General features: G+C 61.5%; 16 protein-coding genes. 9 read left to right on the top strand and 7 right to left on the bottom strand.

All coding sequences use genetic code 11. The features are described 5' to 3' along the window. Positions 1–204: 204 nt before the first annotated feature. The 4 genes from LH464_RS15585 (at position 205) to LH464_RS15570 (ending at position 5,139) form a co-directional block, all read left to right on the top strand. The gene (locus LH464_RS15585) at positions 205–2,040 is read left to right on the top strand and encodes a potassium/proton antiporter (protein WP_226787317.1); all 1,836 of its coding nucleotides are present in this window, start codon (positions 205–207) and stop codon (positions 2,038–2,040) included. 120 nt (positions 2,041–2,160) lie between these two features. Then, positions 2,161–3,357 carry a phosphoglycerate kinase gene (locus LH464_RS15580; RefSeq protein WP_226787316.1) on the top strand — a complete coding sequence of 399 codons (1,197 nt, stop codon included), beginning with the start codon at positions 2,161–2,163 and terminating at the stop codon, positions 3,355–3,357. Positions 3,358–3,530: 173 nt separating this feature from the next. Further along, complete coding sequence (locus LH464_RS15575; RefSeq protein WP_226787315.1) at positions 3,531–4,562, top strand: class I fructose-bisphosphate aldolase; 1,032 nt, start codon at positions 3,531–3,533, stop codon at positions 4,560–4,562. Positions 4,563–4,692: 130 nt separating this feature from the next. Next, positions 4,693–5,139, top strand: coding sequence for a hypothetical protein (locus tag LH464_RS15570; protein WP_226787314.1), 447 nt, complete (start codon positions 4,693–4,695; stop codon positions 5,137–5,139). A gap of 35 nt (positions 5,140–5,174) precedes the next feature. Here the strand turns inward: LH464_RS15570 and LH464_RS15565 are convergent, their stop codons facing one another. Then, the gene (locus LH464_RS15565; RefSeq protein ID WP_226787313.1) at positions 5,175–5,336 is read right to left on the bottom strand and encodes a hypothetical protein; all 162 of its coding nucleotides are present in this window, start codon (positions 5,334–5,336) and stop codon (positions 5,175–5,177) included. Between the two features lie 195 nt (positions 5,337–5,531). Here LH464_RS15565 and LH464_RS15560 point away from each other — a divergent pair, with 195 nt between their 5' ends. The 3 genes from LH464_RS15560 (at position 5,532) to rcdA (ending at position 7,849) form a co-directional block, all read left to right on the top strand. Then, positions 5,532–6,812 (top strand): MFS transporter, encoded by a 1,281-nt coding sequence (locus LH464_RS15560; protein ID WP_226787312.1) that lies wholly within the window; start codon positions 5,532–5,534, stop codon positions 6,810–6,812. Beyond that, positions 6,809–7,000 (top strand): DUF1192 domain-containing protein, encoded by a 192-nt coding sequence (locus LH464_RS15555; protein ID WP_226787311.1) that lies wholly within the window; start codon positions 6,809–6,811, stop codon positions 6,998–7,000. Before LH464_RS15560 ends, LH464_RS15555 begins: the two co-directional genes overlap by 4 nt. Before the next feature lie 336 nt (positions 7,001–7,336). Then, on the top strand, positions 7,337–7,849 hold the full coding sequence (gene rcdA, locus LH464_RS15550) for a protease adaptor protein RcdA (protein WP_226787310.1): 513 nt from the start codon (positions 7,337–7,339) through the stop codon (positions 7,847–7,849). A gap of 123 nt (positions 7,850–7,972) precedes the next feature. On the opposite strand, the gene rpmE is transcribed toward rcdA, so the two are convergent. After that, entirely contained in the window at positions 7,973–8,194 is a 222-nt protein-coding gene (gene rpmE, locus LH464_RS15545; protein ID WP_226787309.1) for a 50S ribosomal protein L31, read from the bottom strand. 185 nt (positions 8,195–8,379) lie between these two features. Between rpmE and LH464_RS15540 the strand changes: the two genes are divergently transcribed. Beyond that, positions 8,380–10,176 carry an ABC transporter transmembrane domain-containing protein gene (locus LH464_RS15540; RefSeq protein ID WP_226787308.1) on the top strand — a complete coding sequence of 599 codons (1,797 nt, stop codon included), beginning with the start codon at positions 8,380–8,382 and terminating at the stop codon, positions 10,174–10,176. Positions 10,177–10,178: 2 nt separating this feature from the next. Here LH464_RS15540 and LH464_RS15535 read toward each other — a convergent pair whose 3' ends face one another. From LH464_RS15535 to LH464_RS15525, 3 genes are all read right to left on the bottom strand, one after another. After that, the gene (locus LH464_RS15535) at positions 10,179–11,210 is read right to left on the bottom strand and encodes a peptidoglycan -binding protein (RefSeq protein WP_226787307.1); all 1,032 of its coding nucleotides are present in this window, start codon (positions 11,208–11,210) and stop codon (positions 10,179–10,181) included. Between the two features lie 3 nt (positions 11,211–11,213). Next, a complete protein-coding gene (locus tag LH464_RS15530; protein ID WP_226787306.1) occupies positions 11,214–12,254 on the bottom strand; it encodes a flagellar motor protein MotA in 1,041 nt (346 codons plus the stop codon). Positions 12,255–12,362: 108 nt separating this feature from the next. After that, positions 12,363–13,163 carry an inositol monophosphatase family protein gene (locus LH464_RS15525; RefSeq protein ID WP_226787305.1) on the bottom strand — a complete coding sequence of 267 codons (801 nt, stop codon included), beginning with the start codon at positions 13,161–13,163 and terminating at the stop codon, positions 12,363–12,365. 205 nt (positions 13,164–13,368) lie between these two features. On the opposite strand from LH464_RS15525, the gene LH464_RS15520 reads away from it, so the two are divergent. Beyond that, a complete protein-coding gene (locus LH464_RS15520) occupies positions 13,369–13,704 on the top strand; it encodes a hypothetical protein (RefSeq protein ID WP_226787304.1) in 336 nt (111 codons plus the stop codon). On the opposite strand, the gene LH464_RS15515 is transcribed toward LH464_RS15520, so the two are convergent. Next, on the bottom strand, positions 13,705–14,820 hold the full coding sequence (locus LH464_RS15515) for a tetratricopeptide repeat protein (protein WP_390624991.1): 1,116 nt from the start codon (positions 14,818–14,820) through the stop codon (positions 13,705–13,707). After that, entirely contained in the window at positions 14,820–15,473 is a 654-nt protein-coding gene (locus LH464_RS15510) for a thiamine phosphate synthase (protein WP_226787303.1), read from the bottom strand. The genes LH464_RS15515 and LH464_RS15510 overlap by 1 nt, the downstream gene beginning before the upstream one ends. Between the last annotated feature and the right edge of the window lie 77 nt (positions 15,474–15,550).

Raw genomic sequence — 15,550 nt, 5'->3', positions numbered from 1 at the left:
AAAACGGCGGCCGGCTTCCGGACCGCCGTTTTCTTTTGTCTCCTGCCCTTCTGTTGCCCGAATTCTTCCCGCCATATTAAATCGTTGTTTCGATTCGTCCGCTTGGCGGAAAATCCGACATACGATGAGGCCCAATGGGGCACGGCGCGTCGCTTTTGAAGCGAGCGATCCGGGAATGTGTGAGCCTGTTCAGGAGAGGCGGGAATGGTAGAGGCATTTTACATATTCCTGCTGGTCGGCACGATCCTGGTGTTGGCGGCCGCCTTTTCGAGCCTGATTGCCTTTCGCTTCGGCGCCCCGCTGCTTCTGATTTTCCTTTCGATCGGTCTCGTCGCCGGCGTCGACGGCCTCGGTATCGAATTCGAGAACTACGGGCTTTCCTACATGCTGGGATCCCTGGCGCTGGCGATTATCCTGTTCGACTCCGGCTTTGGCACATCCATCCATTCGCTTCGCGTCGCCGCATTGCCTGCCCTCGCCCTGGCTTCGGTCGGCGTTCTGGTGACGGCGTCGATTTTCGCCGTCGCCGCCATGTTCCTCCTCGACTTCACATTGCTGGAGGGCCTTCTGCTCGGATCCATCGTCGGTTCGACCGATGCAGCAGCGGTGTTCTTCCTGCTGCGCATTGGCGGCATCAATATTCGCGATCAGGTCCGTTCGACGCTTGAAGTGGAATCGGGAACCAACGATCCGATGGCGATCTTCCTGACGATCGCGCTGGTCGAGGTCATCGCGAGCGGAAAAGGAATTGCCGGGATCGATCTCGGGTTCCTGCTGCTCTTCATCGAGGAAATGTCGCTTGGCGTTATCTTCGGCCTCCTCGGCGGCATGATGATCGTCTGGGTTCTCAACCACATGACCACGGACCGCTCGCTGGCCCCGATCTTCGTCCTGGCGCTTGCGCTCCTCGTCTTCGCCTTTACGGGCGCTATCGGCGGCAGCGGCTTCCTTGCCGTCTATGTGGCAGGCATCTATGCCGGCAATCGCAAGATGTTCGCCAAGCAGGCCATCGCGCGCTTCCACGAGGGCCTGACCTGGCTGGCGCAGATCATCATGTTCCTCGTGCTCGGGCTTCTCGCGACCCCGTCGCAGTTTCTCGGCATTCTCGTTCCGGCAATCACGCTTGCCCTCTTCCTGGTCTTCGTTGCACGTCCGCTCGCTGTCTGGCTGAGCCTGCTGCCGTTCCAGTTCACCCAGCAGGAGACCGGCTTCGTCGCCTGGGTCGGCCTTCGCGGCGCCGTGTCCATCCTGCTCGCCATCATGCCCATCCTCGGTGGACTGGAGAACGGCACGGTCTTCTTCAACGCCGCCTTCATCATCGTCATGGTGTCGCTCCTTCTCCAGGGATGGACGATCAAGCCCGTCGCTCAGAAGCTCGGCCTGATCATTCCCCGGCGGATGGGAGAGGTCGACAAGGTCGAACTCGACCTGCCGGGCAAGTCGACGCACGAACTCGTCTCCTATCGCGTGATGACGGACAGCGCCGTTCTCAAGGGCGAGCGCATCCCCCGCTGGGCAATGCCCTCGCTGGTGATCCGTGATGGAAAAAGCGTGCGCTATCAGTATGCCGGTCGCCTGCAGGAGGACGATCAGGTCTATCTCTTCGTCAATCCGACCTACATCCGCTTGCTGGACCGTCTCTTCGCCAGCCATGCGCCGGTCGAAGCCGATGACGAGGACTTCTTCGGCGCCTTCGCCATATCGCCGGCGCGTCCGGCGCGGGAACTGGATGCGGCCTATGGCCCGGGCCTGCTTTCACCGACCGAGCAGAACATGACCATTGCCGCTCTGATGACCCACCGTCTGGGCGGCAAGGCGGAATATGCCGACCGGGTCAGATTCGGTTCTGTCGTGCTGATCATCCGGGAACTGGATGAACAGGACGAAATCCGCAGCCTCGGCGTTTCCCTGGAGCCGGTCGAGCCGGCCACGACCCTGCCGATCTTCATCAACATGCGCGAGATTGCCCATCGCGTGCGGGATCGACTGCGCAAGTACCGCGGAAAGCCGAACAGCAGGCCGGGCGCGACCGGCGGCTGAGCGCAATCGGCGCAACGGCCGCATCACACCCAAACGGGGAATGCCGCCTCAATCCCTTGCGCCGCCAATCAGGAATAGTATGGTCCGCTTCGATTTTCAGAGCCTGAGAGGATGCGGACTATGCCGGCTTTCAAGACCATTGACGACCTGACAAATATCGAAGGAAAGCGCGTTCTCGTGCGCGTGGACCTCAACGTACCGGTTTCCGAAGGCAAGGTGACCGACGCCACCCGCATCGAGCGCGTTGCACCGACCATCCTCGAACTGTCCGGGAAAGGCGCCAAGGTTATCCTTCTCGCCCACTTCGGCCGACCTAAGGGTGCACCGGTAGCTGACATGTCGCTGTCGCTGATCGTTTCGGCGGTCAACGAAGTGCTCGGCCAGAAGATCCTGTTTGCCGCCGACTGCATCGGCCCGGACGCCGAACAGGCGGTGGCCGCCATGAAGAATGGCGATGTCCTGCTCCTGGAAAACACCCGCTTCCATAAGGGAGAGGAAAAGAACGACGCGGACTTCACGGCAGCCCTGGCCAAGAACGGCGACATCTATGTCAACGACGCCTTCTCCGCTGCTCACCGCGCCCACGCCTCCACCGAAGGTCTTGCCCATCATCTCCCCGCCTATGCTGGCCGCACGATGCAGGCCGAGCTCGAAGCACTGGAAAAAGGCCTCGGAAAACCCGCCCATCCGGTTGTCGCCATCGTCGGTGGCGCCAAGGTTTCCAGCAAGATCGACCTGCTGACGAACCTGGTGAAGAAGGTGGATGCGCTGGTCATCGGCGGCGGCATGGCCAATACCTTCCTCGCAGCCCAGGGCATCGATGTCGGCAAGTCGCTTTGCGAGCATGATCTTGCCGACACGGCACGAAGCATCCTGGCCGAGGCGCAGACGTCGGGATGCTCGATCGTCCTGCCGATCGACGGCGTCATAGCCCGGGAGTTCAAGGCCGGCGCGGCAAACGAGGTTGTTGCCATCGAAGCCATCCCTTCCGACGCCATGGTTCTCGATGTCGGCCCGAAATCGGTTTCGGCGGTCAACGATTGGATCGCGAAGGCACAGACGCTGGTCTGGAACGGCCCACTCGGCGCGTTCGAGATTCAGCCTTTCGACAAGGCCACCGTGGCAGCCGCACGCTTCGCGGCGGAGCAGACCAAGGCGGGCAAGCTGACATCGGTAGCCGGCGGCGGCGATACGGTAGCCGCGCTGAACCACGCTGGTGCCGCGGATGACTTCACCTACATTTCCACTGCCGGCGGTGCCTTCCTTGAGTGGATGGAAGGCAAGGAACTGCCCGGCGTCGCCGTTCTGAGCAAGTAGACCAGATGGAGGGCGTGGAAATTAGGAGTTTCCACGCCTTCGTCCACAGGGTTTAAAATATTTAGTTTTTTAAAACGATTAAATTGAATTCAAACGTTTCAATAATTTAGCCTCGGATTTACTTCCGCCCTACATCTGGTATCGCCTCAAATATCAAGTGTTGGAGAATGATGATGACCGAACGTCTGGAAGATATTGCCGTCAAGATGGTGGCCGACGGCAAGGGGCTCCTTGCAGCTGACGAGTCTACCTCAACCATCAAGAAGCGCTTCGACAGCATCGGCGTGGAATCCACCGAGACCAGCCGCCGCGACTATCGCGAAATGCTCTTCCGCACGGAAGATGCCATGACGAAGTGCATCTCCGGTGTCATCCTCTATGAGGAAACGCTTTTCCAGAAGGCCGCCGACGGCACGTCCTTCGTGGACCTCATCAAGGCGGCCGGCAGCATTCCGGGGATCAAGGTCGATACCGGCGCAAAGCCGATGGCCGCCTATCCGGGCGAGACCGTGACTGAAGGCCTCGACGGCCTGCGTGAACGCCTCGCCAAGTATTATGAGGCCGGTGCCCGTTTCGCCAAGTGGCGCGGCGTGATCACCATCTCCACCGAAGAGAAGCTGCCGACCTGGGGCTCGATCAAGGCAAACTCGCAGGCGCTCGCCCGCTATGCCGCTCTCTGCCAGGAAGCCGGCATCGTGCCGATCGTCGAGCCGGAAGTCCTGATGGACGGCACGCCGGGCGCCCACAGCATCGACACCTGCGCCGAGGTGACGGAGCACGTGCTGCGCACCGTCTTCGCCGACCTGTATGATGCACGGGTCAATCTCGAAGGCATGATCCTGAAGCCCAACATGATCATCGACGGCAAGAATGCCCGCAAGGCTTCGGTCGCCGAAGTTGCCGAAAAGACCGTCAAGGTCCTGAAGGCAACCGTGCCGTCTGCGGTACCGGGCATCGCCTTCCTCTCGGGCGGGCAATCTTCGGAAGAAGCAACGGCGCACCTTTCCGCCATGAATTCCGGCCGCGACCTGCCGTGGGCACTGACCTACTCCTACGGCCGCGCGCTTCAGGATACGGCGCTCAAGGCTTGGGGCGGCAAGACGGAAAACGTCGCTGCCGGCCAGCGCGCCTTTGCCCATCGCGCCGCCATGAACACGCTCGCTGCCAAGGGCAGCTGGAAGCAGGACCTCGAAAAGGCGGCATAAGCCAAACCTTTCCTGAGGAGGAGCAAGGGTCGCGCCGGCAACGGCGCGGCCTTTTTCGTCTCCACCCGATCGACATCGGGAATGAACGGAATTGGTCGCGTGGCGTTCTCTTCGGTGTGGAGGAAGACAAATGTCCGAGATGGAAACCAGGATTCGCGATTTCTTTGACGATTATGGCCGAACAAGCAACGACGGGTTGCAAGATCCGCCGACAATCGATGCGGAGAAAACGGCAGACTTCTTTGCCGCTTATTTCGTCGGATCCACGCCACAGGCCGTGTTCGGCAGCGCCAACGACGCAAGCTTCCGGAAGGTCATTCCGCAAGGCTTTGCCGATTACCGGAAGGTAGGCGGCAAGCAGATGTCGATCACCGATGTGAAAGTCACCCCTCTCGACGACATCCACGCGATGGCGGAAGTAGGGTGGGATTTTGCCTATCTCAACAGCGCCGGCAAAAGTGGCAATATTCGCTTCACGAACTTCTATTTTCTCACGACTGCAAGCGGCAGCCCGAAGATTTTCGCCTACATCACCGCCGACGAGGAAAAGGCCATGAAGGATCACGGCCTGGTCTGATCGGCATCACGGCCTCAGCTTCCATGAGAAGCCGCTCAGGAGAAATCCCGGATAACCAGGGCGAAACTCCAGATCACGAAGGCCGCCACTGCAATCTTCCAGAAATCGGCGCGCCGCTTCAGACCCGGAAGCCCGAGTGGCCGAATGATGTGCACCAACATGGCAAGGAGCAACAGGATGCCGATTGCCTTCGACATGAATTTCTCCCCGAGTCCGCCTTTGTCACAGGCCGGACATCTTTGCTGGCCACCAATGCCTGAAAACCGAATCGGAAGTCAGTCGGAAACTTTTTACCCCCGGTCGTTAATCCTCAATTGACGACACAGGCAACATGTATTCCCCTGAGCCCCGCCAACGCCCTACTCTCAAGACCAAAGAAACCGGTCCTAGACATGCGACGTAACCTTCTGCCAGTCCTCGCACTTCTGACGAGCACACTCTTCCTGTTTCTCGGCAATGGCCTGCAGGGCCTGCTCCTCCCCGTCAGAGGATCCATGGAGGGCTACTCCAACGAGATCCTCGGCCTGATCGGGACGACATGGGCATCCGGCTTCGTCATCGGTTGCTTCGTGGCACCCAATCTCGTCCGCCGGATCGGCCACGTGCGCGCCTTCGCCGGGTTCGGCGCCCTGATCTGCCTCAATGTCCTGCTGACCGGAATCCTGGTGGACCAGACCGCCTGGCTGATCCTTCGCGCCGTTACCGGCTTCTGCACAGCCGGTACGTCCATGATCATCGAAAGCTGGCTGAACGAACGCGCGACCAACGAAAGCCGCGGCGCCATCTTCTCCTTCTACATCTCGATCACCCTTTTCGGCGTCGTCGGCGGCCAGATGATGGTACCCTTCGCGGATATTTCGACACCGATCCTGTTCATGATCTGCGGCATCCTCTACTGCGCGGCAATCATACCCACAGCAGTTTCACGGGCTGCATCGCCACAACCCCTGAAGCGCGTCAAGCTGGATCTCCGGGCACTCTATCGCACCTCGCCGGTATCCTTCGTCGCCATCCTGCTCATCGGCATGGCCAACGGCGCCTACGGGACGCTTGCCGCGGTGTTCGGCGCCCACGCCGGGCTGGATGAAGGAATGATCGCGGTGATGGTCAGCATCACCATCTTCGCCGGCGCCATCGCACAGTTCCCCGCTGGCCGCATGTCGGACACCATGGATCGCCGCTATGTGCTGGCGGCCTTGTCAGGCGTCGCGGCCTTGGCAGGCCTGTCGCTCGTCCTGTTCCAGCCGGGCAATGTCTACGCGATCATCATCCTCGTCGCCATCTATGGTGCGGCAGCCAATGCGCTCTACCCGATCGCCGTGGCGCATGCGAACGACCACGCCTCTTCGGAAGATTTCGTGAAAGTCTCCGGCGGCCTGCTGCTGCTGTTCGGCATCGGCACGATCATCGGACCGACACTCGGCGGCCCTGTCATGACTTGGCTTGGTCCGCATGCCCTGTTCTCCGTCACGGCGCTGGCCCATATACTGGTGACGGCATATGCCATTTTCCGGAGCCGCAGGAGGGCGCCGGTACCGGTGGATGAGCGGGAAAGCTATGCGGGCTCCCCTGCCCTCGCCCCGTCCCTGACCACGCCGGAGAGCCTGCTGCTTAATCCGCGCGCGCCGACCGACGGCGGAAGCGACCAGCCACAGGAAAGGCCATCCCCATGACGCTTGCCGACGACGACAGACCCAAGAAGCCCTCCACCCACGAGGTCGGCAGCGATCTCAGTTCACTTTCGGTTGAGGAGCTGGAGCAGCGGATCGTGCTCTTGACGCACGAGATCGCCCGCCTCGAGGCCGAGAAGCAGAACAAGGCTGCGGGCCGCCGCGCGGCCGACAGTCTGTTCCGTTCCTGACGAGCTGGCCGCGAAAAACAAAGTAAACCAATTCCATTTTTAATCGAATATTAATCATCAACATAGATGATGGTGGACATCCGGGCTTTCCCGGATTCAGACGGTTTCACCTAGCGGCGAATAGTTCTGACTTTCTCCCTGTTTTACCTTGAGAGCCGCTTTTGCGGCTCTTCTTTTTCCGCTGCGCGCTCAAAGGTGTGGGTATTAACCCTTCCTTAAGAAACGCCTTGCGGTTTCCCGCTATAGACATCATCTTAACTTCAAGAAATGGCGCCACGGAACTTTCTCCTCCCGCGGTCATTGCCCTTATTGTGATGCGTTAGCAGGATGATTTTCATGTCGGAACAGGGACTGAATACCGTCAACTTTGCGGGCCGCGCCGCAACCTCATCGCAATTCAAGGCGCTCTATGCCGAAGGAATGGCGTTGGTTGAGGAGACGGCAAGCTATCTGGACGGATCGGGTCGCGCAGCCTCCAAGGTTTTGCCGCGGATCGCTTCGGTTCTCTACGCTGCCGAGTCGATGCGGCTTACTACCCGGCTCATGCAGATGGCCTCCTGGCTGCTCCTGCAGCGGGCCGTCAACAATGGTGAAATGAGTCGCGACCAGGTCCTTGCCGAAAAGAACAAGGTCCGCCTCGATGGCTTCAACGTCGACAAGAATGCGCCGGGCTGGCTCAACCTGCCGGAGGGCTTCCGGGACCTCGTGGAGCGCTCGCTGCGCCTGCAGAACCGCGTGGCGCTCCTCGACCGCGAGATCTATCGCCCGAGCGATGCAGTGGTGACGCCGAACAATGAAAACGGCGTGCGTGCACAGTTGCATCTTCTGCGTACCGCCTTCACCGCATAGCCACTAAAGTTTCAGCAGCACCACCTGAAGCAGGCCATCGGCCTGCTTTTTTTGTGCCTCAGCACTGAAGAAGGCACAAAAAAACCCGGCCGAAGCCGGGTCTTTTCGAATTCTCTGGTCGGCTTAGAGGCCGAGACCACCGAAGCGCTTGTTGAACTTGGAAACGCGGCCGCCGCGGTCCAGCAGCTGCTGGTTGCCGCCGGTCCATGCCGGGTGCGACGTCGGATCGATTTCAAGGTTCATCGTCGCGCCTTCCGAACCCCAGGTCGAACGGGTTTCGTACGCGGTACCATCGGTCATGACGACCTTGATCATGTGGTAGTCGGGGTGGATATCAGTCTTCATGGCCCTATTCCTGCTGTCCGGGGTCCATATGTCGCAATTGCGATCGCAGACCCTCTCCAATAAATGAAGCCGCAGACCGGACGGCCACGGCTTCCCAATTCGATGCGGAGCCTATACAGGATGGGCGCCGGAAGCACAAGTACCGCGGGTCTCAGAAAAAAGAGGCCGATCAGGCTGGGGGTAAAGTGGCGTATAAAGAAGACAGACAGCCGAAAGGCAAGGCTATCAGACCGCTTGCAAGCCTGCTTCCATACCTGTCCCGATATCGCGGCCTCGTGGTCGGGGCGCTGTTCTCGCTCACTCTCTCCGCCGCCACGACGCTTGCCCTGCCGCTCGCCGTGCGCCGCATGGTCGACCATGGATTCGGGGCCGCAGACGGCTCCTTCATCAACAACTACTTCGGCATGCTCCTGACGCTGGCCGCGCTGCTTTCGCTGGCCAGCGCCATGCGCTACTACTTCGTCATCACCGTCGGAGAGCGCGTTGTCGCCGATCTCCGCGGCGACGTGTTCGCGCGCGTGACAGCCCTCTCTCCGGCCTTCTACGACGTCAACCAGTCGGGGGAGATCGTCTCGAGGCTTACCGCCGACACGGTACAGATCAAGTCCGCCTTCGGGTCGGCCGCCTCCCAGGCCCTGCGTAACACCATCCTCTGTCTCGGTGCGATGGCGATGATGGTCTACACGAGCCCGCAGCTCTCCGGCCTAGCGCTCGGCGCGATCCCGGTTATCGTCTTTCCGCTGGTCGCCTTCGGACGCTCGGTGCGCAAGCGGTCGCGTGCAGCCCAGGACACATTGGCACGCACCTCCGCCTTCGCTTCGGAAACCATCGGCGCGGCGCGCACCGTTCAGGCCTTCAACGGCGAAGCGACTGCCGCCGCCCGTTATGCCGCCACCGTGGAAGACGCCTTCGACGCCGCCCGTGCGGCAATCCGCTCCCGCGCACTTCTCACCGGATTTGCCATCTTCATGGTGTTCGGCAGCATTGTCGGCGTCTTGTGGTACGGCGCGCAGAACGTGTTGAGCGGGACCATGACGGCCGGTACGCTCGGACAGTTCGTGCTCTATTCGGTCATCGCCGCCAGCGCGCTGGGACAATTGTCGGAGGTTTGGGGCGAACTGTCGCAAGCCGGTGGAGCAGCCGAGCGGCTGACCGAGCTGTTGCACGAGGTTCCGGCTATCCGCGATCCGGCCAACCCGGTCGCTCTTCCCTCACCTGCCCGAGGCGCAATTGCGTTCGACGAGGTTTTCTTCGCCTACCCTTCGCGGGAAAACACGGTCACGCTCAACGGCCTTTCCCTGGAGGTTCGCCCCGGAGAGACGGTCGCCATCGTCGGCCCTTCCGGTGCCGGCAAGAGCACGATCTTTTCACTGCTGCTGCGCTTCTATGACCCCGTCTCGGGCTCTGTGCGCCTGGACGGCATAGATCTGCGCCAAGCCTCCCTGGCCGACATTCGCAATCGCCTGGCGATCGTTCCGCAGGACGTGACGATATTTGCGGCGTCGATCCACGACAACATCGCCTTCGGCTTGGCCAATGCCTCACGCGAAGACGTGCGCGCTGCAGCCGTCGCGGCGCAGGCGGACGAGTTCATCGTCAGGCTTGAGGACGGCTACGACACGCTTGCCGGTGAACGCGGCGTAACACTGTCCGGCGGCCAGCGTCAGCGGATCGCCATTGCACGCGCTATCCTGCGCAAGTCGCCCGTCCTTCTGCTCGACGAAGCGACCTCCGCACTCGATGCCGAGAGCGAAACGCTGGTGCAGAAGGCGTTGGATGGATTGATGAAGGATCGGACGACGCTGGTGATTGCCCACCGTCTCGCAACCGTCCTCAAGGCAGATCGCATTCTCGTCATGGACGAGGGCCGCATCGTCGAGGAAGGCACCCACCAGAGCCTCATCGCCCGCGGCGGCATCTATGCCAAGCTTGCGCGCCTGCAATTCCACGACCTCGAACGCGACAGCGTCAGCGCCTTGTAAAATCAGCGCTCGGTAAGCTTGAGCTCGATGCGGCGGTTCTGGGACCGGACGTCCGGCGTATCCCCTTGCGCGAGCGGCTGATATTCACCAAAGCCGGCAGCGACGAGGCGATTGGCGGGCACTCCACGGGAAATCAGATGCTTCACCACCGACGTCGCGCGGGCGGAAGAGAGCTCCCAGTTATCGCGGTAGCGGCCCGTGCCGGTCAGCGGTGAATTGTCCGTATGCCCATCGACCCGCAGCACCCAGTTGATCTCCGCCGGGATTTCCCGCGCCAGATCGAGAAGCGCGGTCGCAAGCTTGTCCATCTCGCCGCGGCCCGTATCGTCAAGGTCGCTGCCGCCAACCGGGAACAGCACCTCGGACTGGAAGACAAAGCGATCGCCGACAATACGGATGTTCTCGCGGTCCGACAGGATTTCGCGCAGCCGTCCGAAGAAGTCGGAGCGGTAACGGTTCAGTTCCTGAACCCGCTGCGCCAGCGCCACGTTCAGCCGCCGCCCGAGGTCGGAAATCTGCGCCTGCGATGTCTGGTCCTTGGCTTCCGACGCCTGCAATGCCTGCTCCACGGCAGCAATCTGCGCCCTGAGTGCCGCAATCTGCTGGTTGAGAAGCTCAATCTGGCTCATCGCGCGTGCGCTGACCTGCCGCTCGTCGCCGAGCTCCTCCGTCAACTGGCCGACACGGGCATTAGCTGCATTGCCGGCTCCGGCGCCTTGGTCAAGCAAGGATTGCAAGCGCGATCTCTCGCTTTCCGATGACGCGAGCGACGACTGCAGGTTCGCGAGCACGTCCTCGAGGTCCTGGGCATTGCCCTTTTCGAGCGCCAGCAATTCGGTCAATTCGGCGATCTGGGTATTCAGGCGGGTGAGAACTTCATCCCGGCCGGTAATCTCGCGGCTGAGCAGGAACTGCGCCAGGACGAAGACGGTGAGCAGGAACATGATGGCCAGCAGCAGCGTCGACAGCGCGTCCACGAATCCCGGCCAATAGTCGACCCCTCGCTCGCGACGGCGATTCTTGACGAGAGCCATCGGTTACTTGCTCCCGATCTTCTCGGAAAGGCGATCGAGCGTTCGCCGGAGAACCTTGGCCTCCTCCTGCTGCGCCTCGATCCAGTCCCGCAGCATCTGCTGCTCGTTGCGCATGTTCTTGACGAGACCCTGAATGCCTTCGGCCAGATTGGCCATGGCGGACAGGGATTTATCGTTCGGCGAACCGTCCTGCGCCTTGGCCTGCAATGCCGCAAGCTTGCGCAATTGCTCGGTCAGGGCCCGCATATCCTCCGACGATCCCATGGCCGGTGCCTTCGGGGAGAGATCCGAATCCATATCCGTAACCGACGACAGCCAGTTTTCCAGTTCCATGTGGAAGCGGTTCTGCGCACGGCCAGCCTGGATGTCCAGGAAACCGAGGATAAGCGAGCCGGAGAGACCGAGGAGCGAGGACGAGAACGCCGTTCCCATGCCGGAAAGCGGCGCGGTCAACCCGCTCTTGACGGTCGCGAGCACATCGTTTGCGTCGCCGCTGCCGGGATCGAGCGACTGGATGACGCCGCTGATCGACCCGATGGTCTCGATCAGGCCCCAGAAGGTGCCGAGAAGGCCAAGAAATACGAGAAGCCCGATGAGGTAGCGCGAGATTTCCCGCGATTCGTCGAGACGTGTGCCGATCGAATCGAGGATCGAGCGCTGCGACGAGGGAGAGAGAGCCATCGCCTGGCGTCGGCCGACGACGGCTCGCATCGGCGCCAGAAGTCGGGGAGCTCTCCCGACCTTGTCGGCACTGCCGGCCGCGCGGGACGCATTGAACCAGCGCACCTCCGGCATCAGGCTGACGACCTGATTGAATACCAGCACGATGCCGATGATCAGAACGCCGAGGATGAAGCCGTTGAGCCCCGGGTTCGCCATGAAGGCCGAGTGCGCCTGACGGTAGAGGATCGCCGCGACGAAGCCCACCAGGATCAGGAAGATGATCATCGTCCACAGGAAGTGGGTAGGATTGGAGAGCTTGTGGCTGTAACCGCCGCGACCCGTTTCCGACTCGTCCAGATCGTCCACTCTCGCATCCATCATGTCTTGACTCGGCCTCCGGTAACTTTTGCCGGAGGCTAGAGGAAAAATGCGACGAATTGAAGTGCGTAAGCGTGTGCAGCCAAGGAGTGCACAGTATGTCTGCGCCTATTAGCGGGTTGGGACCGGCCGGTTGGCAACATCGAGCAGCGCCTTGTGGATGTGTTCGTTGCCGGCAATGACGCTGCCGCTTCCGAAGATGTCCGTCGTGCCCTTCATGTCGCTGGCAAAACCGCCTGCCTCGCGAATGAGGATCAAGCCGGCCGCCATGTCCCAGGCGGACAGTTCAGTCTCCCAGAAGCCATCGAGCCTGCCCGCCGCCACATAGGCGAGATCGAGCGACGCCGCGCCGAAACGACGGATACCGGCGACTTCACCCATCACATGCCGGAGCTCCACGAGGAACTTGCCGTGATTGCCGCGGCCGAGATGGGGAGCACCACAGCCGATGACGCAGTCCGACAGGACGCGGCGCGCGGCGACGCGCAGGCGGCGATCGTTGAGGAAGGCGCCGCCTCCCTTTTCCGAGGTGAACAGTTCATCGGTTGCCGGGTTGAAGATCACGCCGGCGACGATTTCTCCGTTCCGTTCCAGCGCGATCGAGACGGCGAACTGCGGAATGCCGTGCAGGAAGTTGGTGGTGCCGTCGAGGGGATCGACGATCCAGCGATGAGCACCATCGGTACCCTGGATCTCTTCGCTTTCCTCTCCCATGAAACCATAGGTCGGGCGCGCCTTCAGAAGTTCGTCACGGACGATTTTCTCCGCCTTCAGGTCGGCCTGCGAGACGAAGTCGCTCGGTCCCTTCACGGAAACCTGCAGGTTCTGCACCTCGCCGAAATCGCGGGAGAGAGACTTGCCGGCCTTGAGGGCAGCCTGAACCATGACGTTGAGAAGGGCGGAACGTGCCATGCGGGAGGGTCCTTGAACTGCGGGATCTTGCCCCGCATTCAGTCTGCAGCGGGACGCATTCTATGAGCAATGTAGTGATCGGCCGGTTCAAGACCACAAAACCGCGCGAAATTCAAGTCAGTCACCAGAGGCAGCCCTTGCAAGGCTCCATTCCGTTCTGCAAAACGTACCGGTAATCAACCTCACCAGAGGCGCCCAAGTCAAAATGAAAATCACCCTGCCGCTGACGATAAGCCTTGTCCTGCTGACCGCCATGATCGCCGCATCGCTAGTCTCGTGGCTCGTTGCGGGGGTGAATGTCGATCTGCCGATCCATTTCACGCTCGAAGGCACCCCGACCCGTTACGCATCGGCTCCCCTCGCGCTGTCGATCATCCCGGCGGCGGCCGTCTTCGCGACCCTGGTCTTCGCCCTCACTCCGCGCCTTGATCCCAAGGCTTCGGCCTCACCAAGGCTTCACGCGGTCCTGTGGATGTTCGTGCTCGCGATACTTGCGCTCGGTCATGGCCTCATCGTCCACCACGCGCTTATGGCAGCCTGATCAGCTTCGCCTGAACCTGTTGGCGGCTTCGATGGCCTTCTTCTGCGTTTCCTCGTTGATACCGAGGAAGAAGTCCTCAAGCTGCACGTCCTGCAGGCCCGCGCGACGCGAAAGGACGTACCACTTCGCAGCTTCAATCGGGTCCGGTCGTGTACCGAGTGCGTTGACGTAGAGATGCGCCAGCTTGTTCTGCGCGACGACGTTGCCGCGCATGGCGGCGATCCGAACCCAGCTGAAGCCTTCGTCGTAGTCGCGCTCACCGCCGACGCCGTTCACCAGCCAGAGCCCCATGTCGAGTTGGGCCGTGTCGAAGCCGGCTTGCGCGGCGCGATGCAACCACGCGCGCGCGCGCGTTCTCTTTTCCTGTGGCAGGTCGTTCATGGCCACGTAGAGCTGCGCGACCGCATATTGCGCATCGGCAAGCCCCTGCCCTGCGGCCTTTTCGTAAAAAGGCAGAGCCAGCTTCAGTCCCTTGTCGCCCGGATTGTCCGATACGAGGATTTGCGCCCAGTTGAACTGCGCGGAGGAATTGCCCGCTTCCGCGGCCTTGCGCATGTATTCGTCGGCCTTGGCCTTGTCGCGCTCGACATTGCGACCGGCCATCAGCAAAAGGGCATACTGGAACATCGCCGGCGGATCGCCGCGCTCCGCGGCCTGACCATACCAGAAGGCGGCGGCCTTGGGATCGCGCTTGATGCCGAGGCCCTTCGTCATCATCTCGGCAACGAGCGTCTGGGCAGCCGCGTCGCCCTTTTCGGCGCGCGGCAATGCCTGCGCCAGGGCCGTGACATAGAGGCCGCGCTGATAGGCCCCGAAGGCTTCATCCACCGGGCCGTCATAGGGCTTTTCAGGCGGAACAGGCGGAAGGGTAGCACCCATCCGCTCATAAAGATCGACGCCACCGGAGGGAACGATGCGGTTCTGCTGCTCGCCGGTTTCGCCATCGGCGTCTCCGACGCGGTCCTTCTTCATCGGCTGGGCATCCGCCTCGGCCGGCCGCGTCATCATCCGTTGCGACTGCTGGCCTACCGCGGGCGAAAGCCCGCCGGCGAGCGCAGTAGCCAGCATCAATCTGCCGAACAGGGGGAAAGCAAGATTCGACCGCATGAAGCCCATCAAGCGCCAAACCGTGGCGCTTTTTCGTCCAATATCTGGTTGGCAGTCGAGACGGCGGCACCCGGTCCATCGGGATGCTCGAAAACAGCGCCCCGCAGCGCTACGAATTCCGCACCGCTTTCCGCAACGGCAGCGACCGACGACACGTCGTTGCCACCCATGACGATGCAGGGAATCTCCACCATGGAGGCCCACCATTCGCCGAGCGCCAGGTTCTTCGGATGCGGTTCCGGCTTGATGTCGCCGTCGAGCTTGCCGAAGAAGATGTAATCCGGCTGCAGTTCCCCGACTTCCAGTGCGGTATGTCGCTCTGCGATACCGCCCGCACCGACGATCATCTTCGGCGTGAACTTTTCGATCGCCTCCTGCAGGTCGGCACGAGCGCCCACCATATGAAGCCCGTCCGCCTTGGCGCGGCCCGCTATGCGGCTGTCGCCTGCCACGATGGCGGCAGCGCCGGCATTCTGGATGATCGGCATGACCTCCTCGGCAAGCGACTGGAATTGTTGGTCGTTAAGCCCGTATTGCGGCACGATAACCGTCGCGACATCGCCCCCGGCGAGCGCCGCTTCGAGCTTCTGCACGAGCGTCTGCGCATCATCCTCCTGCGGCAGGATCAAAACGAGGCGGCAGCGGTTGTCGACAATGGTCATGCTGTTTCCTGTTCAGCGAAATTGTGAGACGAGTAAGGTTCTCGCCTTCTCCCCCCGTTCGATAGACCGGACCGATA

The organism is Pseudorhizobium xiangyangii (assembly GCF_020531965.1).
GTDB classification, from domain to species: domain Bacteria; phylum Pseudomonadota; class Alphaproteobacteria; order Rhizobiales; family Rhizobiaceae; genus Neorhizobium; species Neorhizobium xiangyangii.
The sequence above is the reverse complement of the archived record's forward strand: the minus strand, read 5'-3'. Positions and strand labels throughout refer to the sequence as shown.

Coding starts and splice junctions, on each gene's coding strand:
- LH464_RS15585 (WP_226787317.1), top strand. CDS start 205: ATGGTAGAGGCATTTTACATATTCCTGCTGGTCGGCACGATCCTGGTG.
- LH464_RS15580 (WP_226787316.1), top strand. CDS start 2,161: ATGCCGGCTTTCAAGACCATTGACGACCTGACAAATATCGAAGGAAAG.
- LH464_RS15575 (WP_226787315.1), top strand. CDS start 3,531: ATGACCGAACGTCTGGAAGATATTGCCGTCAAGATGGTGGCCGACGGC.
- LH464_RS15570 (WP_226787314.1), top strand. CDS start 4,693: ATGTCCGAGATGGAAACCAGGATTCGCGATTTCTTTGACGATTATGGC.
- LH464_RS15565 (WP_226787313.1), bottom strand. CDS start 5,336: ATGTCGAAGGCAATCGGCATCCTGTTGCTCCTTGCCATGTTGGTGCAC.
- LH464_RS15560 (WP_226787312.1), top strand. CDS start 5,532: ATGCGACGTAACCTTCTGCCAGTCCTCGCACTTCTGACGAGCACACTC.
- LH464_RS15555 (WP_226787311.1), top strand. CDS start 6,809: ATGACGCTTGCCGACGACGACAGACCCAAGAAGCCCTCCACCCACGAG.
- rcdA (WP_226787310.1), top strand. CDS start 7,337: ATGTCGGAACAGGGACTGAATACCGTCAACTTTGCGGGCCGCGCCGCA.
- rpmE (WP_226787309.1), bottom strand. CDS start 8,194: ATGAAGACTGATATCCACCCCGACTACCACATGATCAAGGTCGTCATG.
- LH464_RS15535 (WP_226787307.1), bottom strand. CDS start 11,210: ATGGCTCTCGTCAAGAATCGCCGTCGCGAGCGAGGGGTCGACTATTGG.
- LH464_RS15530 (WP_226787306.1), bottom strand. CDS start 12,254: ATGATGGATGCGAGAGTGGACGATCTGGACGAGTCGGAAACGGGTCGC.
- LH464_RS15525 (WP_226787305.1), bottom strand. CDS start 13,163: ATGGCACGTTCCGCCCTTCTCAACGTCATGGTTCAGGCTGCCCTCAAG.
- LH464_RS15520 (WP_226787304.1), top strand. CDS start 13,369: ATGAAAATCACCCTGCCGCTGACGATAAGCCTTGTCCTGCTGACCGCC.
- LH464_RS15515 (WP_390624991.1), bottom strand. CDS start 14,820: ATGGGCTTCATGCGGTCGAATCTTGCTTTCCCCCTGTTCGGCAGATTG.
- LH464_RS15510 (WP_226787303.1), bottom strand. CDS start 15,473: ATGACCATTGTCGACAACCGCTGCCGCCTCGTTTTGATCCTGCCGCAG.